The 22,300-nt window shown below is 71.7% G+C and carries 22 protein-coding genes; 6 read left to right on the top strand and 16 right to left on the bottom strand.

What is annotated here, in order from left to right:
* Positions 1-225: 225 nt before the first annotated feature.
* The 6 genes from ABTU92_RS03240 to miaB all read right to left on the bottom strand — a co-directional run bounded on the left by ABTU92_RS03240 (position 226) and on the right by miaB (position 7,109).
* The gene (locus tag ABTU92_RS03240; RefSeq protein WP_408087636.1) at positions 226-672 is read right to left on the bottom strand and encodes a helix-turn-helix domain-containing protein; all 447 of its coding nucleotides are present in this window, start codon (positions 670-672) and stop codon (positions 226-228) included.
* Between the two features lie 521 nt (positions 673-1,193).
* Entirely contained in the window at positions 1,194-2,822 is a 1,629-nt protein-coding gene (gene lnt, locus ABTU92_RS03235) for an apolipoprotein N-acyltransferase (RefSeq protein ID WP_408087614.1), read from the bottom strand.
* Positions 2,819-3,991 (bottom strand): hemolysin family protein, encoded by a 1,173-nt coding sequence (locus ABTU92_RS03230; RefSeq protein ID WP_408087612.1) that lies wholly within the window; start codon positions 3,989-3,991, stop codon positions 2,819-2,821. Before ABTU92_RS03230 ends, lnt begins: the two co-directional genes overlap by 4 nt.
* Before the next feature lie 11 nt (positions 3,992-4,002).
* Positions 4,003-4,533, bottom strand: coding sequence for an rRNA maturation RNase YbeY (ybeY, locus tag ABTU92_RS03225; RefSeq protein ID WP_408087610.1), 531 nt, complete (start codon positions 4,531-4,533; stop codon positions 4,003-4,005).
* A complete protein-coding gene (locus ABTU92_RS03220) occupies positions 4,530-5,600 on the bottom strand; it encodes a PhoH family protein (RefSeq protein ID WP_408087634.1) in 1,071 nt (356 codons plus the stop codon). The genes ybeY and ABTU92_RS03220 overlap by 4 nt, the downstream gene beginning before the upstream one ends.
* 39 nt (positions 5,601-5,639) lie before the next feature.
* Entirely contained in the window at positions 5,640-7,109 is a 1,470-nt protein-coding gene (gene miaB, locus ABTU92_RS03215; protein ID WP_408087608.1) for a tRNA (N6-isopentenyl adenosine(37)-C2)-methylthiotransferase MiaB, read from the bottom strand.
* 366 nt (positions 7,110-7,475) lie between these two features.
* On the opposite strand from miaB, the gene ABTU92_RS03210 reads away from it, so the two are divergent.
* Together ABTU92_RS03210 and ABTU92_RS03205 are read left to right on the top strand one after the other, a co-directional pair.
* Positions 7,476-7,766: a DUF1778 domain-containing protein gene (locus tag ABTU92_RS03210; RefSeq protein WP_408087606.1), complete on the top strand. Its 291-nt coding sequence runs from the start codon at positions 7,476-7,478 to the stop codon at positions 7,764-7,766.
* Entirely contained in the window at positions 7,759-8,271 is a 513-nt protein-coding gene (locus tag ABTU92_RS03205) for a GNAT family N-acetyltransferase (RefSeq protein WP_408087604.1), read from the top strand. The genes ABTU92_RS03210 and ABTU92_RS03205 overlap by 8 nt, the downstream gene beginning before the upstream one ends.
* Before the next feature lie 7 nt (positions 8,272-8,278).
* On the opposite strand, the gene ABTU92_RS03200 is transcribed toward ABTU92_RS03205, so the two are convergent.
* The 4 genes from ABTU92_RS03200 to tsaB form a co-directional block, all read right to left on the bottom strand.
* Entirely contained in the window at positions 8,279-9,085 is an 807-nt protein-coding gene (locus tag ABTU92_RS03200; protein WP_408087602.1) for a lysophospholipid acyltransferase family protein, read from the bottom strand.
* Positions 9,085-9,465 (bottom strand): Fur family transcriptional regulator, encoded by a 381-nt coding sequence (locus tag ABTU92_RS03195; protein WP_244670637.1) that lies wholly within the window; start codon positions 9,463-9,465, stop codon positions 9,085-9,087. The genes ABTU92_RS03200 and ABTU92_RS03195 overlap by 1 nt, the downstream gene beginning before the upstream one ends.
* A 233-nt stretch (positions 9,466-9,698) precedes the next feature.
* Positions 9,699-10,184 (bottom strand): GNAT family N-acetyltransferase, encoded by a 486-nt coding sequence (locus ABTU92_RS03190; protein ID WP_408087600.1) that lies wholly within the window; start codon positions 10,182-10,184, stop codon positions 9,699-9,701.
* On the bottom strand, positions 10,181-10,864 hold the full coding sequence (gene tsaB, locus ABTU92_RS03185; protein ID WP_408087598.1) for a tRNA (adenosine(37)-N6)-threonylcarbamoyltransferase complex dimerization subunit type 1 TsaB: 684 nt from the start codon (positions 10,862-10,864) through the stop codon (positions 10,181-10,183). The genes ABTU92_RS03190 and tsaB overlap by 4 nt, the downstream gene beginning before the upstream one ends.
* Positions 10,865-11,102: 238 nt before the next feature.
* On the opposite strand from tsaB, the gene ABTU92_RS03180 reads away from it, so the two are divergent.
* Entirely contained in the window at positions 11,103-11,426 is a 324-nt protein-coding gene (locus tag ABTU92_RS03180) for a type II toxin-antitoxin system HicB family antitoxin (RefSeq protein WP_408087596.1), read from the top strand.
* A gap of 193 nt (positions 11,427-11,619) precedes the next feature.
* Here the strand turns inward: ABTU92_RS03180 and ABTU92_RS03175 are convergent, their stop codons facing one another.
* From ABTU92_RS03175 to murJ, 4 genes are all read right to left on the bottom strand, one after another.
* Complete coding sequence (locus ABTU92_RS03175) at positions 11,620-12,174, bottom strand: NifU family protein (protein ID WP_408087594.1); 555 nt, start codon at positions 12,172-12,174, stop codon at positions 11,620-11,622.
* 236 nt (positions 12,175-12,410) lie between these two features.
* Positions 12,411-12,905 carry a universal stress protein gene (locus ABTU92_RS03170; RefSeq protein ID WP_408087592.1) on the bottom strand — a complete coding sequence of 165 codons (495 nt, stop codon included), beginning with the start codon at positions 12,903-12,905 and terminating at the stop codon, positions 12,411-12,413.
* Positions 12,906-13,139: 234 nt separating this feature from the next.
* Positions 13,140-14,177 carry a tryptophan--tRNA ligase gene (gene trpS / locus ABTU92_RS03165; RefSeq protein ID WP_408087590.1) on the bottom strand — a complete coding sequence of 346 codons (1,038 nt, stop codon included), beginning with the start codon at positions 14,175-14,177 and terminating at the stop codon, positions 13,140-13,142.
* A gap of 96 nt (positions 14,178-14,273) precedes the next feature.
* Positions 14,274-15,875, bottom strand: a complete 1,602-nt coding sequence (gene murJ / locus ABTU92_RS03160; protein ID WP_408087588.1) for a murein biosynthesis integral membrane protein MurJ — start codon at positions 15,873-15,875, stop codon at positions 14,274-14,276.
* A 206-nt stretch (positions 15,876-16,081) separates the two neighbouring features.
* Here murJ and ABTU92_RS03155 point away from each other — a divergent pair, with 206 nt between their 5' ends.
* From ABTU92_RS03155 to ABTU92_RS03145, 3 genes are all read left to right on the top strand, one after another.
* On the top strand, positions 16,082-17,083 hold the full coding sequence (locus ABTU92_RS03155) for an adenosine kinase (protein WP_408087586.1): 1,002 nt from the start codon (positions 16,082-16,084) through the stop codon (positions 17,081-17,083).
* Between the two features lie 200 nt (positions 17,084-17,283).
* Positions 17,284-18,438 carry a coiled-coil domain-containing protein gene (locus ABTU92_RS03150; protein ID WP_408087584.1) on the top strand — a complete coding sequence of 385 codons (1,155 nt, stop codon included), beginning with the start codon at positions 17,284-17,286 and terminating at the stop codon, positions 18,436-18,438.
* Positions 18,439-18,776: 338 nt separating this feature from the next.
* Positions 18,777-19,694, top strand: a complete 918-nt coding sequence (locus ABTU92_RS03145; protein WP_408087582.1) for an MBL fold metallo-hydrolase — start codon at positions 18,777-18,779, stop codon at positions 19,692-19,694.
* 478 nt (positions 19,695-20,172) lie between these two features.
* Here the strand turns inward: ABTU92_RS03145 and ABTU92_RS03140 are convergent, their stop codons facing one another.
* Both ABTU92_RS03140 and ABTU92_RS03135 read right to left on the bottom strand, forming a co-directional pair.
* Positions 20,173-21,087 (bottom strand): LysR family transcriptional regulator, encoded by a 915-nt coding sequence (locus ABTU92_RS03140; RefSeq protein ID WP_408087580.1) that lies wholly within the window; start codon positions 21,085-21,087, stop codon positions 20,173-20,175.
* Positions 21,081-22,118: a phosphonate dehydrogenase gene (locus ABTU92_RS03135; protein WP_408087578.1), complete on the bottom strand. Its 1,038-nt coding sequence runs from the start codon at positions 22,116-22,118 to the stop codon at positions 21,081-21,083. Before ABTU92_RS03135 ends, ABTU92_RS03140 begins: the two co-directional genes overlap by 7 nt.
* Positions 22,119-22,300: the final 182 nt, after the last annotated feature.

Genomic DNA, 22,300 nt, shown 5'->3' with positions numbered 1-22,300 from the left:
CTGTTCTTGCAGCGTCCCCCTGCCCGGTCAAGACGCAGACCCGGCGATCCGCCGCCGATTCGGCAAGCGGATCGAGAAATTCCCGGCCGTCGCACCGCTCGATTCGCAGGCGCCGGCGCCGGCGGGGGGGCCAGGCCGGGTCCAAAAGCACGAACGGCGCGCCTTTTGGGGGCGCGCCTGGGTCGTGTCTCGCGATGGGGGCTGGTCGGAGGACCGCCCCAGGCATCAATGCTCGGCGGTCTTGCCGTTGCCGTTGCCGTTCTCGACCGGCTCGCCGGCGATGTGCTCGACCAGGTCGACGATGCGCCGGCGCAGCTTGGCGTCGTTGATGCGCATGAACGCCTTGGTCAGCGCGAGGCCGTCCGAGGTCGCCAGGAAGTCGGAGATGTAGGCCGGCGACGGAGCCTCGGCGAGGCCGTCGGTCGGGCCGCCGTCACCGAGATCGGGGGCACCCTCGAAGAAGAAGGCCACCGGAACCTGCAGGATGTGAGCGATCTGCTGCAGCCGGCTGGCACCGATACGGTTCGTCCCCTTCTCGTACTTCTGCACCTGCTGAAAGGTCAGGCTGAGCGCGTCGCCGAGCTTCTCCTGGCTCATCCCCAGCATCATGCGACGCATACGAACACGGCTCCCGACATGCTTGTCGATGGGGTTCGGAGCCTTTTTGGCCATCATTTTCTCTCTCTCCTCATGTCCCCGCCGACCACCTTCTCGTCCACTCTCTCGTGCGATGCAATCACAGGACTGCATAGCTGTTCCAAGCACCAGCGAAACAGAATCAAAATCGTTCTGAATTGGAACAAAATAGACACTACCCTCGTTTGAGAGGGCTTACCAATGCAAGTTGCTGAACAATGAAGTAACTTGCTTGATCAATCGGATGATATCTGCCGGGTACCATGTTCAACACCGGGCAGAATTTGTCCGGGGGAAGGAATTTCGGACAGCGTTGCGGGCGCGGGCCTTGCCCGGACTATGTAGCGCCCCGACGTCTCCGTGTCAGCAGGATGGTACCTGTTATTGTGGCAGTTTCGACCGCACCCGACGCAGGACGGGTATGCACACGGTAGGGCTGTCGACAGGCGAGACTCGTCGGATTTCGCGACACTCTCGCGGCGACCGCACAGACTGCTGCACAACGCTGTGACGATACGCCGCAATGGCTCTCGTGGTCTAGTCCGGGCTCGCCCGGATCAACGCGTGCGGCGAAGCAATCGGACACGTCGACGCCATGCCGACGCGATCAATGCGAGCACGACAACCGCCGTCACCGGAGCGTCGCCGGTGCGGGCGTAGGGGGGCGGCGACAGCGTGGCCGGCAGGCGCGAGTCGAGGACCCCCTCGCGGCCGAGCCCGAGCTGCGCGACGATGCGGCCGGCCGGATCGACGACCGCCGAGATGCCGGTGTTGGCGGCGCGCACCAGCGGCAGCCCTTCCTCGACGGCCCGCATCCGGGCCTGCTGGAGGTGCTGATAGGGCCCCGGCGAGAGGCCGAACCAGGCGTCGTTGGTGACGTTCAGGAGCCAGCCCGGCCGCACCCCGCGCGGCAGCACGGCGTGCGGGAACACTGCCTCGTAGCAGACCAGCGGCACGAAAGGCGGCGCCCGCGGGCTCTCCAGCGTGCGCAGCCGGTCGCCCGCCAGGAAGCCGCCCGGCACCCGGACGAGCTGCTCGATCCCGATCCGCTGCAGCAGCCGGCGCAGCGGCACGTACTCGCCGAACGGCACCAGATGCACCTTGTCGTAGATCGACAGGATCGAGCCGTCGTGGTCGAACACGTAGACCGAGTTGTAGGCCTCGATGTTGCCGGGCCGCGACGATGCGGCGAGGCGCGCCGCCCCGGTGATCAGCACGGTGCCCTCGGGCAGCAGGTCGGCGATCGCGGCGAGCGCGTCGGGCTCGCGGGCGACGAAGAACGGGAACGCCGATTCGGGCCAGATCAGGTGGGTGGCGTCGGCGACGCCGCGCGAGCGCTCGCCGGTCGCACGGTTCGACAGCGCCAGGTAGCGGCGCATCACGTCGGCCTTGGCGGCGTAGCTGAAGCGCTGGTCCTGCGGGATGTTGGGCTGCATCAGCCGCAGCCGGGGGCCGTCCACGAAGGTGGTCGGGGCGAGCGCCAGCCGGGCCGTGCCGAACGCCGCCAGCGCGACCAGGAGTCCGAGGGCGATCGCCGGCAGGAGCCACGGCCGCCGCGTCTCGGCGGGCGGGTCGGCGAGCGCCGCCGGCGCCGCGAAGATCAGCACGGCCAGGAACGTCATGCCCCACAGGCCGACGAGCGCGAAGCCCTGCGCCAGCGCCAGCGGCTCGGCGAGCGCGTAGCCGAAGGCGTTCCACGGGAAGCCGGAGAGGATGTGCCCGCGCAGCCATTCGGTGGTGGTCAGTGCCGCCGCGAGCGTCACGATGCGGAATGCGCCGGGATCCCACAGGGCGCGGGCGAGCGCGAAGCCGGCCGCCGTGAACAGCGCCAGCCCGGCCGGCAGGATCAGCACGGCCGGCACCAGGAGCGCGCCGAACTTGTCGGCGTCGACCAGGAAGGCGGCGCCGATCCAGTAGAGCCCGGCGAGGAAATAGCCGAAGCCGAACCACCAGCCGGCCGCCGCGGCGGCGGCGACGCCGTTCCAGCGCCCGGCGCCGGAGCCGTCGATCAGCCAGACCATCACCGGGAACGTGATCAGGAGGGCCGGCCACAGGCCGAGCGGCGCCATCGCGAGCGTCGAGGCGGCGCCCGCCAGCAGCGCGATCGCGATCCGCCGGACCCCCCAGGCGAGCACGATCGGCTGCGCGACCCGGGAGATCGCGGCCGTCACCGGCGCGGCGGTCACGACGAGGCGGCGCCGCGGCGCGGCTCGGGGCCGGGGGGACCGGCCCCCTCGGGCGGCGCCGCGCGGGCCTCGGACGAGGTCTCGCGGCGTGCCTCGCGGCTGCGCCGCTGCTTGCTGCGGGTGATCTTCACCCGCTTGACCCGGCGCGGATCGGCGTCGAGCACCTCGATCTCGAACGGCTCCGGGCCGGGCACGATCTCGCCGCGCACCGGCACGCGGCCGACCCGCGTGACCAGATAGCCCCCGATGGTGTCGACCTCCTCGGCGGCGTCACCGACGTCGAACTCGGCCCCCACCGTCGCGGTGACGTCCTCGAGCGGGGCGCGGGCGTCGGCCAGGAAGGAGCCGTCCGGCTGGCGCACGACGCTGCGCGCCTCGTGCTCGTCGTGCTCGTCCTCGATGTCGCCGACGATCTGCTCGACCAGATCCTCGATCGAGATGACGCCGTCGGTGCCGCCGTACTCGTCGATGACGAGGGCGAGATGGACGTGCGACGCCTGCATCTTGGCGAGCAGGTCGAGCGCCGGCATCGACGGCGGCACGAACAGGATGTCGCGCACGATGGCGGCCTCGGCGAGCGGCATCGCGAGGTCGATGGCGCGCAGATCGAGGTCGGCGGGGAATCGCTTCTTGCGCTTGGACGTCGGCGGCGGCGTCGCGGCCCGGTTCGCCATGAAGGCGACGAGGTCGCGGATGTGCACCATGCCGACCGGATCGTCGAGCGTGTCGTCGTAGACGACGAGGCGCGAATGGCCGGCCTTCTCGAACACCTTGACGAGCTCGCCGAGCGAGATGTCGCGCTGCACCGCCACGATGTCGGCGCGCGGTACCATGATGTCCTCGCTGCGCCGCTCGCGCAGGCCGAGGATGTTCTTGAGCATGGTCCGCTCTTCGGCCGAGAAGCCCGAGTCGGCGTCGGCCGGGGCGTTGCCCTCGAGCAGCACGGCGATGTCGGAGCGCACCGAGCCCGGCTTCCAGCCGAACAGGGCGCGCAGCATGCGCTGGACCCAGCCCTCGCCGGCCTCGCGCGGCAGCACCTCTCCGCGCAACGCAGGCACCGCGACGCCGCGGGCGTCGTCCGCCGCGACGGCAGGTGGGTCCGCCGCGGCGCTGCGGGACTGGCCCGCCGGCTCGTTCGGTTCGCTTCGACTGGGAGGTTCGTCGGGCATGATGGCTGCTGTCAGGCGCATTCGCGTCCGGCGTAAGGATCGGGGATCGCGAGCGACGCCAGAACGTCGCGCTCGCGGGCCTCCATGGCTTCGGCTTCGGATTCGGTCTCGTGATCGTAGCCGAGAAGATGCAGCACGCCGTGCACGACCAGATGACCGAGGTGATGGGCGAACGGCGTGCCGTCGCGCTCTGCCTCGGCCCGCACGGTCTCGAAGGCGAGCACGACGTCGCCGAGCAGCACCGGCGCGGCGTCGTCGCCGGCCGCGCCGGTCGCGCCCGGCACGGCCGGGAAGGACAGCACGTTGGTGGCCGTGTCCTTGCCGCGATACCTCGCGTTGAGCGTCTTCACGGTGGCGTCGTCGGCGAGCACGACGGCGAGCTCGCGGGGGCCGAGATCGGCCGGCAGCGCCGCCGTGACGGCGCGCAGCACCTGCGCCTCGGCCTCGGGCTCGGCCGCCCACAGCGGCGACTCGACCACCACGTCGATGGTGGTGCCCTCGTGCTCGATGGTGGCTCCCGTATGGATCGGGTCGGGCGTCATGCGCCGTCCTCGCGCTTCCGTGTGGATTTTCCGCCGGCTCCGGAGGCCGCCGTGGTCTCGCCGGACCTGATGGCGCCGTCCCCGCCGGTCCGCGTCGCGGCGGCCCTGTCGTAGGCGGCGACGATACGGGCGACCAGCTCGTGACGCACCACGTCGGCGGCCGAGAACGTCACGGTGCCGACGCCCTCGACGTCGGCGAGCAGCTTAAGCGCCTCGGACAGGCCCGACACCTGGCCGGGTGGCAGGTCGATCTGGCTCGGGTCGCCGGTGACGATCATCCGGGCGTTCTCGCCGAGCCGGGTGAGGAACATCTTCATCTGCATCGAGGTCGTGTTCTGCGCCTCGTCGAGAATCACGGCCGCGTTTGCAAGGGTTCTGCCGCGCATAAATGCGAGCGGCGCGATCTCGATCTCGCCGGTCTGCAGGGCGCGCTCGACGATGCGGGTGTCCATCAGATCGAACAGCGCGTCGTAGATCGGCCGCAGATAGGGATCGACCTTCTCCTTCATGTCGCCGGGCAGGAAGCCGAGCCGCTCGCCGGCCTCGACGGCCGGGCGCGACAGAATGATCCGGTCGACCTCCTTGCGCTCGAACAGGGCGACGGCGTGCGCCACCGCGAGCCAGGTCTTGCCGGTGCCGGCCGGGCCGGCGCCGAAGACGAGCGGGTTCTTGCGCAGCGCCCGCACATAGGCGTCCTGGGCCGGCGTGCGGGCCCGCACCAGGCGCTTGCGGAGATTGATCTCCTCGAAGCTGACGCGCTGGGCTGCCGCGTCGAAGTCGAACAGCGAGCCCTGCGCGATGGCGAGCCGGATGGCGCCCTCGACGTCGCCCTGGCCGAGATCGTGGCCGCGCTGGAGCTGTTCGTAGAGCGTCTCCAGCACGCGGCGCGCCTGCTCGCAGGCGTCGTGCGGGCCGCCGAGCGTGACGTGATTGCCGCGCGAGTCGGCGGTGACGCCGAGGCGCCGCTCGATCAGCGCGAGGTTCTGGCCGTACTGGCCGAACAGTGCGAGCGCCAGGCGATTGTCGTCGAAGGCGAGCACCATCTGCGCCTCGTCGGAGGGCGGCATCAGCGGTGCGGTGTCGGGGCTGCGTCTCGGCACGGTGGGTCAGTGACCTCCGCTCGCGGCCCGGACGGCCGGGTCCGGCGCACCCGGCAGGGCCGGGTCCGGCGTCGTGCCATGGTCCGCCCCGTCGTGGCGCAGCGGCGCGGTGCCGTTGGCGACCACGAGGGCACCGTAGAGGCTGTTGGTGCCCGTGCCGGTGATCCGCACGGCGAGGATCTCGCCCTTCACCGAGGGCGGCGCCATCACCTGCACGGCCTGCATCCACGGCGACTTGCCGGTCATCTGGCCGTCGTGGCGGCCCGGGTTCTCGAACAGCACGTCGGCGGTGCGCCCGACCGTGGCGGCGTTGAACGCCGCGGCGTGGTGGTCGATGCGGGCCTGCAGCCGGGCGAGCCGCTCGGCCTTCTCGGCCTCGCTCACTTGGTCGTCGCTGTCGGCCGCCGGGGTGCCGGGGCGGGGCGAGTACTTGAACGAGTAGGCGGACGCGAAGCCGACCGCGTCGACCAGCGCGAGCGTGTCGGAAAAGTCCTGCTCGGTCTCGCCCGGGAAGCCGACGATGAAGTCCGACGACATCGCGATGTCGGGCCGCGCCGTCTTCAGCCGCTCGATCACGCGCAGATACGCGGCGCGGTCGTGCTTGCGGTTCATCGCGTCGAGGATGCGGTCCGATCCCGACTGCACCGGGAGATGGAGCTGCGGCATCAGGGCCGGCAGGTCGCGATGGGCGGCGATCAGGGCGTCGTCCATGTCGCGCGGATGGCTGGTCGTGTAGCGCAGCCGGGCGACGCCCGGCACCTCGGCCAGACGATACAGAAGGCGGGCGAGCGTCCAGGCGCGGCCGTCCGGGCCGTCGCCGTGCCAGGCGTTGACGTTCTGGCCGATCAGCCGGATCTCCTTCACGCCGGCCGCGACCAGATCCTCGACTTCGGCCAGGATCTTGGCGACGGGGCGCGAGAACTCGGCGCCGCGCGTGTAGGGGACGACGCAGAAGGTGCAGAACTTGTCGCAGCCCTCCTGCACGGTGACGAAGGCGGCGGCGCCGCGCGACCGCGTGGCCGCCCGGGTCGGCGCCGCGAGGTGGTCGAACTTGTCCTCGGCCGGGAACTCGGTGTCGACGACGCGGCCCTCGACGGCGGCGCGGGCGACGAGATCGGGCAGGCGGTGGTAGCTCTGCGGGCCGACGACGAGGTCGACCACGGGGGCGCGGCGGATGATCTCCTCGCCCTCGGCCTGGGCGACGCAGCCGGCGACCGCCACGGTGAGGCGGCGGCCGTCGCGGGCCGCCTCCTGCTTGAGGACGCGCAGCCGGCCGAGCTCGGAATAGACCTTCTCGGCGGCCTTCTCGCGGATGTGGCAGGTGTTGAGCACCAGGACGTCGGCGTCGTCGGGCGTCGCCGTCTCGACGTAACCCTCGCGCGCCAGCACGTCGGCCATGCGCTGCGAATCGTAGACGTTCATCTGGCAGCCGTACGACTTCACGTAGAGCTTTCGCGGGGCGCGGGTCACGCTCATTGCTTCGACGTCGTCTCCCGGCCGGTGGCCGCCCATTGCGCCGCGCCTCGCGCGCCACGCCCGTTTCGCCACCACCGTGGCCCTCGCCGACGCATCGCCGGCCTCGACGACCATGTAATGCGCCTTCGCGGCCGCGCCATCGCCGGCCGCATATTTTAGGTCTCGCCCGCTGCGGATCGGCGTGGCGTTGGCCTCCATCGGGAGCCTAAGCACGCACCGCCGCGCCGGCCGAAAAGCCCGCGATACTCATCTGCTTCGGCCCCGGTCTAGCGGGTATTGGCCCAAATTGGAATGGCGGGGGCGGCAGAGCGGGCGGAGACCCCAATCTGTGTTGACAATGCCAACACATCGGCCGATGGTTGTGGCATGACGTCCGATCCCGCCCTGGCAGAGACGAATATCCACCTGCGCGCCCGCGTTCGCGATCGCGAGCTCATCGATCAGGCTGCCGAATTGACCGGAACGAACCGGTCGCAGTTCATGCTGGCATCCGCTCTCAAGGAAGCGAAGGCGGTGCTGCTCGACCAGACCACCGTGATGGCCGACGCCAAGGCGTTCCGGAGCATTCTCGACTGGATGGATTCCCCTCCGTCACGCGAGCAGGAGGACGGGGTGAACCGGCTGATGGCGGTTCGGCCGCCTTGGTCGCGTGAGTGAGCCGGCCGCGGATCTCTCCGCTCCGGTGCCTGTGACCGAGGCCCATGATCTCTCCTCGTTCCGAAGCGGGGAGCCGGTTCTCGACGAGTGGCTTCGGGAACGCGCTCTCGCCAATACCGTCGTGCTGGCGAGCAAGACCTACGTGGTCTGCGATGCCGGCACGTCGAGAGTCGTCGGCTACTACGCCCTCTGCATGGGCCAAATCCTCAATCGCGACGCGACCGGGGCGATGCGCCGGAACATGCCCAGGCACATTCCGGCGGTGGTCCTCGCGCGGCTGGCGGTCGATCGGGAACGACAGGGCCGGGGGCTTGGCAAAGGATTGCTGCAGGATGCGATCTGGCGCAGCGCCAGAGCCGCGCAGGAGATCTCGGCGCGTCTGGTGGTCGTCCACGCCATCTCGCCCGCCGCCGAATTGTTCTATCGGCGGTATGGCTTCGTCAGGCTGCCGGTTGAGACTCCGACCTACGCGTTCGACCTCGTGACGCTGTCGCGTGCGCGATGAGGGTCCATCAACCGCGCCACCCCGCCGGGCGGCCGCGCAGCGCCTCGGCGGTGAGGCGGCGGACGCTGGCCTCTAGCCTCCGGGTCATCGCCTTGCGGTCGGCCGTGCCGCCGTCGAGGCGGACCGGATCGCCCCAGGTGAGCGTCACGTCGATGCCGCCGTGGCGGCCGATGTGGAGGAGATGCGGCACGAGGTCGGCGGCGCCGTACCAGGCCGCCACCGGCCGGTGCTGGCGGCCCATCGGCAGGCCCTGGAATCCCGTATAGGCGATCGACAGCGGCTGGATGGTCACCACGCGCCCCTCGGCCCCGCCCTCGGCAATAGCGTCGCCGGCGGCGCCGATCAGGGCGGAGCGGAACGGCAGCACCCGGTTGCCATCGCTCGACGTGCCCTCGCCGAACAGCACCACGGGGTCGCCGCCGGCCAGCCGCTCGGCGATCTCGGCGTTGACGGCCCGGGTCTTCTGGCGACGGGCGCGGTCGACGAAGACGGAGCGCTGCAGCTTGGCGAACAGGCCGAACAGCGGCCAGGAGGCGATCTCGGACTTGGCGACGAACACCACCGGCAGGCGCGACGTGATCACCGAGATGTCCAGCCAGGAGGCGTGGTTGGAGACGATCAGCAGCGGCCGGCCCGGCACCGGGCGGCCGACCTGCCGCACCTTCACGCCGAACAGCGCGCAGACGATGCGGTGGAACAGGGTCGGGATCAGCCGGCGCAGCGGCCAGGCGAAGCGCACCGACACCCACTGGAACGGCAGCAGCGCGGCGGTCGCGAGCGCGAACCCGGCGCCGGTGACCGCGAGGCGGAGCATCAGGAGGCCTTGTCGTCCAGCGGCACCGCGTAGAGCTCGAGCCGGTGGTCGATCAGCCGGTAGCCGAGCCGCCGCGCCACCTCGCGCTGGAGCTGCTCGATCTCCTCGGACTGGAACTCGATCACCTCGCCGGTGCGCAGGTTGACCAGATGGTCGTGGTGGCTCTCGCGGATCGTCTCGTAGCGTGCGCGCCCCTCGCGGAAATCGTGGCGCTCGATGATGCCGGCGTCCTCGAACAGCTTGACGGTGCGATAGACGGTCGAGATCGAGATGTGCGGATCGACCAGCGCGCAGCGACGGTAGAGCTCCTCGACGTCCGGGTGGTCGTCGGAGCGGGCCAGCACGCGGGCGATCACGCGCCGCTGTTCGGTCATGCGCATGCCCTTGGCGACGCACTGCGCCTCGATGTTGGTCGTGACCTGCTCGCTCACCCGAAGCTCCGCCGTTCGATCCTGTCCGCCGTTCGGTCCCGAAGACCGTCCGATCCTGCCGGGCGGCGGGATCATAGGGGGGGCCGGATGCACCGTCCATTGAGCGGCGTCAAGGTCCGAACGGCGCATGAACACGCCCGTGGCGCCGGGCGGCGGCGAGCGGCGTCCCGGATCACAGGGGGTCACATGAGGTCGCGGCGGAGCACCAGGGCGACGGCGGGCGGGCCGCCCGCCCGGTCGTAGTAGCCCGGGCGCTGGCCGACCTCGCGGAAGCCGGCCGAATCGTAGAGGCGGCGGGCCGGGACGTTGTCCTTGTCGACCTCCAGGAACACCTTCTCGACCCCGCCGGCGGCGAGCCGGCCGAGATGGACGGCGAGCAGGCGGCCGGCGACGCCGCGGTTGCGCCGCGCCGGCGCGACCGCGACCGACAGGATCTCGGCCTCCTCGGCGGCCCGCCGGGTGATGACGAAGCCGGCGATCTCGCCGGCCATCTCGGCCATGTCGGCGACGACATTGCGCTCGGCGAGCAGTCGCTCGAACTCCTCCTCGCTCCAGCCGCGGCGGAACGACACCGCGTGCAGGGCGGCGAGCGCCGCCGCGTCCTCCGGCTCGGCGGTGCCGAGGCGGGCCTCGCCGCCTTTCCACCAGCGGCGCACCAGCTCGATCATCGCCGCGCCACCCGGGCGGCGTCCTGCGGCTTGGCGTCGGGCGGCCGCAGGTACAGGGGCTTGGGCGAGGCGAGCGTCTCGGCCGCGACGGCGCCGAGTCGCGCCACCCAGTCGATGTCGGGAGCCGGCGTGGTGTCGACGCACAGCGGCGGCCGCGCCCCGTTCATCCAGGCGGCGTGGACGAGGGCGGCGGCCGAGCCGACGATCCGGGTCGGCGCCGCGGTGGCGATGCGGGCGGCCTCGCGGATGCTGGCGACGCGCGGCGCGATGACGGCGCGCCCGCCCTCGCCGACCAGCTGCATGTAGACCTGCTCGTGGCGGGCATCGATGACGGCGAGCAGCGGCGTGCGGTCGTCGCTCGCGATATGGGGGGCGGCGAAGCAGGCGAGCGTGGTGAGCCCGACGACCGGCTTGCCGGCGGCGAGTGCGATGCCGCGGGCCGCCGCGACCCCGACCCGCAGGCCCGTGAAGCTGCCCGGCCCGAGCGTCACGACGATGCGGTCGAGATCGGTGAACTCGAGGTCCGACTCGCTCATCACCCGCGCCACCATGGGCATCAGCGCCTCGGCGTGGCCGCGCTCCATCAGGAGCGATTCGTGCGCCAGCACGCCGCCGCGACCGAGGTCGAAGACCGCGGCGGAACAGGCCGCGAGCGCGGTATCGATGGCGAGCACACGCACGATGGAACGCTCCGGCGGGACTCTTGACGGGACCGGTCCGGGCGGGACGCTTCCTCGCCGGGACCATGTTCGGACAACTGCCGGCAGGGTGCCGTCCCGGCCCGGATCGCGCAAGCGAATCCGATGTCGGGAAGGTGACGGAGCGGGCGGGGACTGCGGCGCGGCGAGCGCCTGTCCGCCCGCTTCTGCTACTCGCGCAACCCGGCTACCATGAGGCGCACAGCCCAGGAGGCGGCCGGTGACCGAGTTCAGCTTTTCCGTCGTGCTCGAGCCGCAGCCGGACGGCGGGTTCACCGTGTCGGTCCCGGCCCTGCCCGAGGTGGTCACCGAGGGCGACACCGAGGCGGAAGCACTCGCCAATGCCGAGGAAGGGATCCGCGCGATCCTGGCCCATCGCCGGGACAACGGGTTGGCCCGACCAAAGCTCGGACAAGACCTGCGGGCTGAATTGAAGGCCGGCGTCGAGGCGCTCGAGCGAGGTGATTACGTGGAGGTCGAAGTCGCCGATTTGGGCGACTATCTCGATCGCCTTACGACACGGGAAGCGCGGCCGAAGCCGTAGCTGTAGGGTGGGCAAAGCCGCGAAGCGGCGTGCCAGGAGGTCCGTGGTGCGAACGAGATGCCGAGCACCGTGGGCACGACGCGCCTGCGGCGCACCTTTGCCCACCCTACCGTCATCCACCCAAACAGAAGCGGGCCCGCCGGGGCCCGCTTCGAAACACGTGCGCAAAAAGCGCCGGCCACTCACGGTCCACTCACACGGGGCGGACCTCCTCGACCTCCGGGACGAAGTGGCGGAGCAGGTTCTGAATGCCGTGGCGCAGCGTCGCCGTGGAGGACGGGCAGCCCGAGCAGGCGCCCTTCATGGCGAGATAGACGATGCCGTTCTCGAAGCCGCGGAACACGATGTCGCCGCCGTCGTTGGCGACCGCCGGGCGCACCCGCGTCTCGATCAGATCCTTGATCAGCTCGACCGTCTCGGCGTCCTTCTCGTCGTAGAACTCGTCGTCGGCCTCGCTGCCGCTGCGCTCCAGCATGACCGGCTGGTCGGTCATGAAGTGCTCCATGATCACGCCCAGCACGCCCGGCTTGATGTGCTGCCAGTCGGCGTCGGTCTTCGTCACCGCGATGAAGTCGGAGCCGAAGAACACGGCGGCGACGCCCGGCACGTCGAACAGGCGCTGCGCCAGCGGCGAGGCGTCGGCGTCGGCCTTGCTGCGGAACTCCAGCGTCCCGTAGTCGAGCACGGTGCGGCCGGGCAGGAACTTCAGGGTGGCGGGATTGGGAGTCGATTCGGTCTGGATGAACATCGCGGCTCTCCGGGCCGCGGTTCAAGGCCGCGGCGGGTGGTCCTGGTCCGCAGGAGCGGGCTTCGTCCGCAGGAGCGAGCTTCGGCCCGCACGTGCGATTACCGGCCCGCACGTGCGGGACCGGTCCTCAAGAGATGTCCCTTCGCGGGACGGGCGTCAACCGGGCGGCCGCCGCGCTCCGCGGTCGCCCCCGCCGGACTGACGGGCCGCCAAGCGGCTGGGCGCCGGGAGGCCGCTCAGGTCATGGCGTCCAGCTCGTCGTCACCGAGATGCCCTGGCACGATCGCCATCGGGATCGGAAACGAGCCGGCCGACTTGGTGAGGCCGCTGACCAGCGGGCCGGGGCCTTCGTTGTCGTCGCCGGCGGCCAGCACCAGGACGGCGATGTCCTCGTCGGTGTCGATCAGGGCGGTGATCTCGGTCGCCGGGTCGCCCTCGCGGATCACCCGGTCCGGCGTGATGCCGGAGATGCCGTTGGCCCGCGCCGCGAAGCGGGCCAGGATCGCCTCCGCCTCCTCGCGCTGCTCCGCCCGCATGATGTCGGCGACGCCGAGCCATTGCGGCGCCCGGTCGCCGGTCTCGATGACGCGCAGCATCACCATTCCGGCGCCGGTGCGGGCGGCCCGCCGCGCGGCGAAATAGACGGCGCGGTCGCATTCCGGCGTCTCGTCGATGACCACGAGGAACTTGGGCTTGTGCCCGGCCTCGTAGCTGCGGCGCTTCCGGCTCATGGCATGTCCCGGGCGGCCACCCGGCGCCGCCCCTTTCGGCGGCCGAATCTGCCACGGCGGGGCGGAGCCCGGCAAGGTGTGTGGCTGTCATTCCGGGGCGCGCCGGGAGGCGCGAACCCGGAATCCAGCGTCGGATTAGGCGTTCTCGGCTGGATTCCGGGTTCGCCGCTGCGCGGCGCCCCGGAATGACCGAGCTCTGCAGAGGCTTACGCCGGTGAACGACCGGCCGCCCTCCTACTTCCCCACGAACCCCACGATCTCTTTCACGTGCCGCATCGTCTCGGAGGCGAGCACGCGGGCGCGCGCGCTGCCGTCGGCGAGAATCCCGTCGATATAGGTGACGTCGCTCGTCAGCCGCTTCATCTCGGCGCCGATCGGGCCGAGCTTTGCCACCGCGAGGTCGATCAGGGCGCCCTTGAAGGTCGAGAACTGGCCGCCGCCATACTCGGCCAGCACCGCGGCCGGCGTGGTGCCGGCGAGTGCCGCGTAGATGCCGACCAGGTTGTCCGCCTCGGGACGGCCTTCGAGACCCTTCTCCTCGCTCGGCAGCGGCTCGGGGTCGGTCTTCGCCTTCTTGATCTTCTGGGCGATGGTGTCGGCGTCGTCGGCGAGATTGATGCGCGAGTAATCCGAAGGGTCGGACTTCGACATCTTCTTGGTGCCGTCGCGCAGGCTCATCACGCGCGTCGCCGGTCCGGTGATCAGCGGCTCGGCCATCGGGAAGAACAGCCCGTCGGAAAAGCCCGCCGCCTCGATCTGCGCCTTGAAGTCGTTGTTGAACTTCTGGGCGATGTCGCGGGTCAGCTCGAGGTGCTGCTTCTGGTCCTCGCCGATCGGCACATGGGTGGCGCGATAGACGAGAATGTCGGCCGCCATCAGGCTCGGATAGGCATAGAGACCGAGCGAGGCGTTCTCGCGGTCCTTGCCGGCCTTCTCCTTGAACTGCGTCATCCGGTTCATCCAGCCGAGGCGGGCGACGCAGTTGAACACCCAGGCGAGCTCGGCGTGCTCCGGCACCTGGCTCTGGTTGAAGACGATGTGGGCCTTGGGGTCGATGCCGGCCGCGATGAAAGCGGCCGCCACCTCGCGGATCGACTTGCGCAGCTCGGCCGGCTCCTGCCACACCGTGATGGCGTGCAGGTCGACGACGCAATAGATGCACTCGCAGCGCGACTGCAGCTTCACGAAGTTGACGATGGCGCCGAGATAGTTGCCGAGATGCAGGTTTCCGGTCGGCTGAACGCCGGAAAACACGAGGTCCTTGAACGCCATCACCAGTCCTCCAGATCGCGGCGGCGGTTTGCCACGCGAGGGCAGGGGGCGCAAGGGGCCGGGCGGATATATGCGGCCGGGCGGCCCCGCGGGCGATTAACCGCGTGGGCGACGCCGCAGCGCGGCGCCGATCTCGGCCGGGCGGACGACGCGGAACAGCCCGAGCAGCGCCACATAGGCGGCGGTGCCGACGGCCAGCAGCACGAGCAGCACGGCGAAGCGGCCGAGCGTGCCGGTCGGGGTGCCCAGGCCCTCGATCGCCGTCCGCGCGGCGGCCACGACGGCGGACATCACGGAGGTCGCCAGCGCGATGCGGGGAATGCGGCTCGCGGCCGTGCGGTCGAAGCGCAGCCAGCCGCGCCGGGCCAGCACGACGGCGAGCAGGGCGGGGGCCACGTAGCCGCCGGCCGCGATCGCGGCCGCGACCCCGACATGGCCGTAGGTCGGGAACAGCGCCAGGGCGCCGGCGCTCGACGCGGCGAGGCCGGCGAGCGCCGTCGTCATCGGCGTATGGGTGTCCTCGCGGGCGAACGAGATGGCACCGAGCACCTTTTCCGCGACATGGCCCGGCAGCCCGAAGGCCAAGGCCGCCAGCGCCGACGCGACCATGGCGGTGTCGTGCGGCGAGAAGGCCCCGCGCTCGAACAGGGCGCGGGCGATCGGCGCGGCGAGCAGCACGAAGCCGGCCGCACAGGGCAAAGCGAGGCCGAGCGCCAGCGCCATCGCGCGCCCTTGCGCAGCGGCGATCTCGTCGGCGGTTCCCGTGCGCACCGTGCCGGCGATCACGGGTCCCATCACGGCGGCGATCGCCACCGAGACGACGCCGAGCGGAAACTCGTAGAGCCGGTCGGCGTAATAGAGCCACGACACCGCGGCCGGCGACGGCGAGGCGATCATGGCGCCGGCCATCAGGGTGATCTGCGGGATGCCGCCGGCCAGCAGCCCGGGGCCGGCGAGGACGAGGAGGCGGCGCAGCTCGGGGCCGCCCGACAGCCGCAGCCGCCGCGGCCGCACCGGCAGGCGCAGTGCGGCGCCGCCGATCAGCAGCGTCTGGGCGAGCCCGGCGACGACGATGGCGACCGCCAGCACGGGTCCTGCATGGGCCGTCACGGCCGGCCCGCCGACGAGCAGAAAGGCGACCGCCGCGATCAGCACGCCGTTGAAGGCGATCGGCCCGAACGCCACCGCGCCGACCCGCCCCTCGGCGTTGAGGATGGCGCCGAGCACGGCGACGCAGCCGGCGATCACCACAAAGGGGGCCGAGAGGCGCACGAGCTGCGCGGCCAGGGCGAAACGCTCGCCGTCGGTGGAGAAGCCCGGCGCGATGACGTGGACGACCAGCGGTGCCGCGACGATCAGCACGAGCGTCGCCACCCCCAGCACGACGGCGGTGAGCCCGAGCGCGCCCTCGCCGAAGGCCCGCACCGCGTCGCGCCCCTGCGTCTCGCGCAGCCGCAGCCACAGCGGCACGAAGGCGCCGTTCAGCGCCCCCTCGGCGAGCAGGCGGCGGAACAGGTTCGGCACCTGCAGGGCGGCGAAATAGGCGTCCGCCAGCGGCCCGGCGCCCAGGAGCGCGGCGATGCCGGCGTCTCGCAAAAAGGCGAGCAGGCGCGAGCCGAGCGTCGCGGCCCCCACCGTCCCGACTTTTTTCGCGATGCCGCCGGCACCGTCGGCGGCCGGGAGGTCCGGGCTGTGCATGCGGTCCGGTCTCCGGAGACCGTTAAGGACGGGGCGCGGCGCGGACCGTGCCGGCGTTGAAACGGGGCGGCCCATCGGTATAGTGCGCCGCCGCCTCGCGACGCGCCCGACCGGGCGCGCGCGCTTTTCATGACCTATGCAGGGTCGCAGGCGCCCCGGCAAGCGCGGCGCGCGCCGGCGGCGGCCCGCCCATCGCGAGATCTCGGATGACCGCTCTCCGCTACGACGTGCTCGGTTTGGGCAATGCCATCGTCGACGTCATCGCCCGCGCCGAGGACGACTTCCTGGTGGCGCACGGGATGCGCAAGGGCGGCATGGCGCTGATCGACGAGGCGCGCGCCGAGGCCGTCTATGCCGCCATGGGGCCGGCGGTCGAGATCTCCGGCGGCTCGGCCGCCAACACGATCGTCGGCACGGCGAGCTTCGGGGCGCGCGCGGCCTTCGCCGGCAAGGTGAAGAACGATGGGCTCGGCGGCGTCTTCGCCCACGACATCCGGGCCGCCAAGGTGGCGTTCGACACCGCGCCGGCCGAGGGCGGTCCGGCGACGGCGCGCTGCTTCATCATGGTGACGCCGGACGGCGAGCGCACCATGAACACCTATCTGGGCGCCGCCCAGGACCTGCATCCCTTCGACATCGACACCGACACGGTGGCGGGCGCGGCGATCACCTATCTCGAAGGCTATCTGTGGGATCCGGAGAACGCCAAGAACGCCTTCCTGAAGGCGGCCGAGATCGCCCACGCGGCCGGGCGTACCGTGGCGCTGACGCTGTCGGACGCCTTCTGCGTGGACCGCTGGCGCGACGAGTTTCTGCATCTGATGCGCTCCGGCACGGTCGACCTCGTCTTCGCCAACGAGGCGGAGCTGCACAGCCTCTACCAGACCGCCGACATGGACGCGGCGCTCGCCCAGCTTCGACAGGACGTCGCGCTCGCCGCCGTGACGCGCAGCGAGAAGGGCTGCCTCGTCGTGTCGCGCGAGGAGACGACGGCCGTGAAGGCGTTCCCGGTGCAGCGCGTCGTCGACACCACCGGCGCCGGCGACCTGTTCGCGGCCGGCTTCCTGGTCGGTCTCGCCCGCGGCCGCTCGACCGTGGAGGCGGCCCGCCTCGGCGCGCTCGCCGCCGCCGAGATCATCCAGCATCTCGGCGCCCGCCCCGAGACGTCGCTCGCCGAGCTCGCCCGCGACAACGGCCTGTTGGTGTGAAAGCCCTGAGCCTTAAGAGATTTTTCAGCATTCCGAACCCCGCCGCCGGGGCGCCACAGTGTGCCACGGAGGGGCCGCTATTCGGCCAAAGCCGCCTGCGATGAGAGGAACCGTAACGATTTGGTAAGCGCGCATCGTTAACGATCGGTTGAGCCGACGTCGCTCGAGCCGATCGGCGCGACACTCTGGAGCCCCTTGCCATGGGCGAGCACGACACGGGGGAGGGCGGCTTCGGCCGCCGACAGTTCGGGGCGCAAGATTTCGGAGCGCAGGGTCTCGGAGGCCAGAGCGGCGCCGGCGCCGTCGATCCGAACGCCATCGATCCGACATCCATCGATCCGGGCCACGAGGCCTTTCCGGCGCACCAGCCGGCGTCGCACCAGCCGGCGTCCCAGCAGCCCGGCGGGCGCCCGCGCCTGCCGCGTCCGGAGCCGGCGACGGCGGCCGGGTCGGGCGGTGGCCGCGACGGCATCGACGGCCGCCACGGCGCCGTCGTCGTCGACGGCCCGCAGCCGCAGCGCGGCTACCGGGGCGACACGCCCGTGAAGGCGGCGCCGTCGGTCGAGCACGACGGATGGCGCAGCTCCGACACCATCGACATCGACGAGCCGCCGCGCCGGCGCTTCGCCTTCTCGTTCCAGGTGCCGCCCTACATGAAGGTGGCGGCCGTGATCGCGGTGGCGACCTCGTTCGGGGCGCTCGCCGGGACCTTCGCGGCGACCAGCTTCGGTCCCGAGCCGGCGGCGCCGATCGTCCGCGTCACGCCGCCCGACGACGGCTCGCTGCGCGCGACGGTCGCCGACCTGCAGCGCGACGTCGCCGGGCTGCGCACCAGCCTGGAGAGCGCCACCAAGGCGCTGCAGACCCAGACCGCCAAGCTCGCCGACCGGATGGAGCGGACCGAGAAGGCCCAGGCCGAGCCGGCCCAGAAGCTCGCCAAGCTCGGCGAGGCGATCGACCGGCTGGAGAAGCGTACCGCGCAGGCCGGCGCGGCGCAGACGCAAGGCCCCGGGGCGCCGCCCTCGACCCTGCAGGCCCAGGCCGCCGCCCAGCAGCCGCCCGCCGGGCAGCCCACCCAGATCCACGCCGCGAGCGTCCCGCCGGCGCCCGTGGCGGTCGCCTCGGCCGACGTCACGGCCGCGCTCGGCGATCCGCGCCCGCCGGCGCCGCCGGTCGTGAGCGGCTGGGTGGTGCGCGACGTGCGCCGCGGCATTGCGCTCATCGAGGGCCGCTACGGCCTGGTCGAGGTCGAGACCGGCGACACGCTGCCGGGGCTCGGGCGAATCGAGAGCATCCGCAAGCAGGACGGCCGCTGGCTGGTGGTCACCTCGCGCGGCGTCATCGTCGCCCGCTGAGCGGTTATAATCGTTTCCGACTGTTTCGGACGGGCGGGCCGCCGCGAGGCGCCCGCCCGTTTTCCGTTCTGGCCTGATGCCGATCGCAGCGCAGCGGGTTTTTGTCGGCAACGGCCTGATCAATTCGGTCGTCGTTCCGGGGCGGCGCGCAGCGCCGAACCCGGAACCCAGCGCAGTCCTCCGCGTGTGTCGCTGGAGTCCGGGTTCGCGGCTTCGCCGCGCCCCGGAATGACGGCGAGCACGACGGAGTTGGTGTCTCACATCACGTTGTGGTCAGGGGGGCTTCCCGACCGGCCCCGGGCACGGGTTATGCTGGGCGAAGACGTGAAGGAGCCCGCATGCCCGCCACCCCCGCCCGGCGTGCGACCCCGGTCCGGTCGATCGCCCGTTTCGCCGCCCGTTTCGCCGCCCGTTTCGCCGCCCTGGTCGCCGTCCTGATCCTCGGCCTCGGTCTGCCGCTCGCCGCGATGCGCCCGGCCGTCGGCCAGCCGGCCGCGCCCGCCGCGCCGGCGGCGCCCGAGCGGCTCGACACCTGCCCAGGCCTGGTGTCGCGCACCTCGCCGCGGATCGTCCCGGCGGCGTTCCTGCCGGCGGCGCTGGCGCCCGACCAGGCGCGCGTCACCTATATCGGCCACTCGACCTTCCTGATCGAGAGCCCGCGGCAGGTGCGGGTCGCGACCGACTACAACGACTACGTCAAGCCGACGGTCGTGCCCGACATCGCCACCATGAACCGGGCGCACTCGACCCACTACACGCTGTCGCCCGATCCCGGAATCCGCCACGTGCTGCACGGCTGGCGCGACGACGGCAAGCCGGCCGGCCACGACATCTCGTATCAGGACGTCCATGTCCGCAGCGTCGCCACCAACATCCGCGACTGGGCCGGCGGCACGTCGCGGCACGGCAACTCGATCTTCGTGATCGAGGTCGGCACGCTGTGCATCGCCCATCTCGGCCATCTGCACCACACGCTGACGCCCCAGCAGGTGTCGGAGATCGGTCGCGTCGACGTTGTGCTGGTGCCGGTCGACGGCAGCTACACGCTCGACCTCGACGGCATGGTCGAGGTTCTGCAGGCGCTGAAGGCGCCGCTGATGATCCCGATGCACTACTTCAGCCGCTACACGCTCGACCGCTTCCTCGAGCGGGTGAAGGCCGACTACGAGATCGAGCTCGCCGAGACGCCGACGGTCGTGCTGTCGAAGACGACGCTGCCGACGAAGCCGAAGTTTCTGGTGCTGCCGGGGCGGTGAGACGGGAAGCCTGAAGATGCGCGATCGGGGGCCGTCGTCGCCGAGCGGCGGTGTGCGATGGCGGGTGTGTGCAGACGACAGTCTGCATCCGACCAACGCACACGATGACCCGGACGCCAATCTCGCGATTGGTTCCGGGTCCCGCCGCAACGCTCCGGGAAGGAGTGACGACAGCCCCCGCAACGAGAGACGTCTCGTCGACGGTGGATCGGCCCGCCGGGGGCGTTCTAGAACCGCCTCCGGCCGACTTCCCGCGCTTCCGATGGCGCGCGACAGGTGCGCCCCGGCACAGTCAGGGCGACTGTCACCATCGAACCCACAGGCCACGCTCTCCGGGCCGAATTCCGGCAGGGCGCCGACATCCGGTCCAGGATCGAGAATGCTCGATCATTCTGCTTAAGGGTCGGTGAAGAGTCGAGCCCGTCTTCGCGCCACCGATGGATGATCGCGCCACATCCGCCGGAGCGCCGGCGCCGCGTCACGCGGGCGCGCGGTGCTCGGCGCCGATCGTGGCCCCGTGGATCGCATGCGCGGCGAAGCGGGCGGCGGCGGCGGTGGGCGGCAGCGCCTCCGGCACCACGAGGCGGAGCGCCTTCACCAGCGTCGCGTCGGCGACCGGCAGGGCGACGAGATGGCCGGCCGCGACCTCGTCGGCGACCGCCGAGGCGAGCACGATCGACACGCCGAGGCCGGCCCGCACGGCGCGCTTCACCGCCTCGGTGCTGCCAAAGCCGCCGGTCGTCGCGAGGCGATCGGCGGCGGGGCCGAGGGCGGCGCGCAGCAGCGTGCCGGTGCCGGTGCCGGGCTCGCCGCCCAGCAGCCGCACCGTGCCGAGGTCATCGACCGTCACGGCGGCGCGGCTGGCCCATGGATGCGACGGCGGCACGATCACGACCAGCGGCTCGTGCCGCCAGGTCTCCGCCCGAAAGCCCGGCCGATCGTCCCACCACTCCATCAGCGCCACGTCGGCGCGGCCACGCACCAGACGCTCGGCCACCTCCGGGTTGGGACCGATCCACAGGTCGACGGCGGGCGCGGCCTCGGCCGGCCGGGCGCTCTCGGCCCGCTGGAACTCGGCCAGCATCACGTTGAGCAGATAGACGCCCACGTTGCTGGCGGCGGCGATGCGCAGCGGTGCGCTGCGCACCAACCGGAGCGCCTCCTCGGCGGTCGTGATCAGGGCACGGGCGAGCGGCAGGAAGGCGAGTCCCTGTGCCGTCGGGGCGACGCGGCCGCGGGCGCGATCGACCAGCGGTGCGGCGAGGTCCACCTCGAGCAGATCGAGATGCGCCAGCACCGTGGAGGGCGACAGCGCGAGGCCGCGGGCGGCGGCGCGCACGCCGCCCCGCTCGATCACGGCCAGGAACGAGCGGACATGGACGAGATTCAGCATGGCACGGCTTCGGGTCGTGTCGTCACGGCCGGCGTCGTGACGGTCGGCGTGACGGCGTGCACGGGCGCGCGGCCCTGCAGCACGTCGAGAATGCTTTCCGCGGCGGAGCGCTCGATGGCGCGGCGCAGATCCGTCACGGCCGAGCCGATATGCGGGGTCAGCACGGTGGCCGCGTCCGGAGCGAGGAGGCGCGGCGCGATCGCGGCCGGGCGATCGGGGCGGGCCCAGTCCTCGCATTCGAACACGTCGGCCGCGTAGCCGCCGAGCCGGCCGGCGTCGAGCGCCTCGCCGACCGCCGCCTCGTCGACCAGCGAGCCGCGCGCCGGATTGACCAGCAGGGCGCCGGGCTTCAGGCGGGCCAGCGCCGCCGCGTCGATCACGTGCTGGGTGTCGCGGGTGAGCGGCAGCGCCAGCACGACGATGTCGGCGTTGCGCAGCAGCGTGTCGCGATCGGCGAGCCGCACGGCGTCGGCGAGCGGCGGCACGATCGCCATGACCGAGGCGTCGTGCGCGAGCAGCCGGCAGCCGAACGGCACCAGCCGTGCCGCGATCGCCCGGCCGACCTTGCCGAAGCCGAGAATCCCGACCGTCGCGCCGGCGAGACCGGTGCCGTAGAGGCGCGGGCGCCAGCCGGCGAAGCCGTTGCTCCGGATGTCGCGGTCGCCCGCGACGATGTGCCGGCCGAGCGCCAGGATCAGGCCGATGGCGAGCTCGGCGGTCGGCACGGTGAGCAGATCCGGCACGATGGTCACGGTGACGCCGCGCGCCGCGGCAGCCTCGACGTCGATGTTGTCGTAGCCCTTGAGGGCCGCGCCGACGACGCGCAGCGACGGGCAGGCGTCGAGGAAGGCCGCGTCGATGCGGTCGGTCATGAAAGCGAGGAGACCCGTCGCGTCGCGGCAGCGCGCGCGCACCACGTCGGGCGCCCACGGCTCCGGCGCATCGTTGACCTCGAGGACGGCATGCGGGGCGAGCAGCGCGACCGTCTCGGGGAACGGCCGATTGGTGATCACGACGCGCGGACGGGACATGAGCTATGATCCGATATCAAGTCGATGCGGCGATGAATCGTCGTCATTCCGGGCGCGGCGAAGCCGCGAGCCCGGAATCCAGCCCGAAACTCGGTGCTCGCCGCTGGATTCCGGGTTCGCGCGCTGACACGCGCGCCCCGGACTGACCCGCGCCGAGGCAATCTCGAGTCTCGCTTCGAGTC

The sequence above is a fragment of the Rhodoplanes sp. SY1 genome, assembly GCF_046000175.1.
Taxonomy (GTDB): Bacteria; Pseudomonadota; Alphaproteobacteria; order Rhizobiales; family Xanthobacteraceae; genus Rhodoplanes.
The sequence above is the reverse complement of the archived record's forward strand: the minus strand, read 5'-3'. Positions and strand labels throughout refer to the sequence as shown.

Excerpts from the sequence above, each read along its gene's own strand:
- ABTU92_RS03195 (WP_244670637.1), bottom strand. The coding sequence starts at position 9,465 with ATGCGCATGACCGAACAGCGGCGCGTGATCGCCCGCGTGCTGGCCCGC.
- ABTU92_RS03200 (WP_408087602.1), bottom strand. The coding sequence starts at position 9,085 with ATGCTCCGCCTCGCGGTCACCGGCGCCGGGTTCGCGCTCGCGACCGCC.
- ABTU92_RS03145 (WP_408087582.1), top strand. The coding sequence starts at position 18,777 with ATGCCCGCCACCCCCGCCCGGCGTGCGACCCCGGTCCGGTCGATCGCC.
- ABTU92_RS03170 (WP_408087592.1), bottom strand. The coding sequence starts at position 12,905 with ATGAGCCGGAAGCGCCGCAGCTACGAGGCCGGGCACAAGCCCAAGTTC.
- ABTU92_RS03140 (WP_408087580.1), bottom strand. The coding sequence starts at position 21,087 with ATGCTGAATCTCGTCCATGTCCGCTCGTTCCTGGCCGTGATCGAGCGG.
- ABTU92_RS03190 (WP_408087600.1), bottom strand. The coding sequence starts at position 10,184 with ATGATCGAGCTGGTGCGCCGCTGGTGGAAAGGCGGCGAGGCCCGCCTC.
- ABTU92_RS03175 (WP_408087594.1), bottom strand. The coding sequence starts at position 12,174 with ATGTTCATCCAGACCGAATCGACTCCCAATCCCGCCACCCTGAAGTTC.
- ybeY (WP_408087610.1), bottom strand. The coding sequence starts at position 4,533 with ATGACGCCCGACCCGATCCATACGGGAGCCACCATCGAGCACGAGGGC.
- trpS (WP_408087590.1), bottom strand. The coding sequence starts at position 14,177 with ATGGCGTTCAAGGACCTCGTGTTTTCCGGCGTTCAGCCGACCGGAAAC.
- murJ (WP_408087588.1), bottom strand. The coding sequence starts at position 15,875 with ATGCACAGCCCGGACCTCCCGGCCGCCGACGGTGCCGGCGGCATCGCG.
- miaB (WP_408087608.1), bottom strand. The coding sequence starts at position 7,109 with ATGAGCGTGACCCGCGCCCCGCGAAAGCTCTACGTGAAGTCGTACGGC.
- ABTU92_RS03210 (WP_408087606.1), top strand. The coding sequence starts at position 7,476 with ATGACGTCCGATCCCGCCCTGGCAGAGACGAATATCCACCTGCGCGCC.
- ABTU92_RS03230 (WP_408087612.1), bottom strand. The coding sequence starts at position 3,991 with ATGCCCGACGAACCTCCCAGTCGAAGCGAACCGAACGAGCCGGCGGGC.
- ABTU92_RS03240 (WP_408087636.1), bottom strand. The coding sequence starts at position 672 with ATGGCCAAAAAGGCTCCGAACCCCATCGACAAGCATGTCGGGAGCCGT.
- ABTU92_RS03135 (WP_408087578.1), bottom strand. The coding sequence starts at position 22,118 with ATGTCCCGTCCGCGCGTCGTGATCACCAATCGGCCGTTCCCCGAGACG.
- ABTU92_RS03150 (WP_408087584.1), top strand. The coding sequence starts at position 17,284 with ATGGGCGAGCACGACACGGGGGAGGGCGGCTTCGGCCGCCGACAGTTC.
- ABTU92_RS03155 (WP_408087586.1), top strand. The coding sequence starts at position 16,082 with ATGACCGCTCTCCGCTACGACGTGCTCGGTTTGGGCAATGCCATCGTC.
- ABTU92_RS03220 (WP_408087634.1), bottom strand. The coding sequence starts at position 5,600 with ATGCCGCCCTCCGACGAGGCGCAGATGGTGCTCGCCTTCGACGACAAT.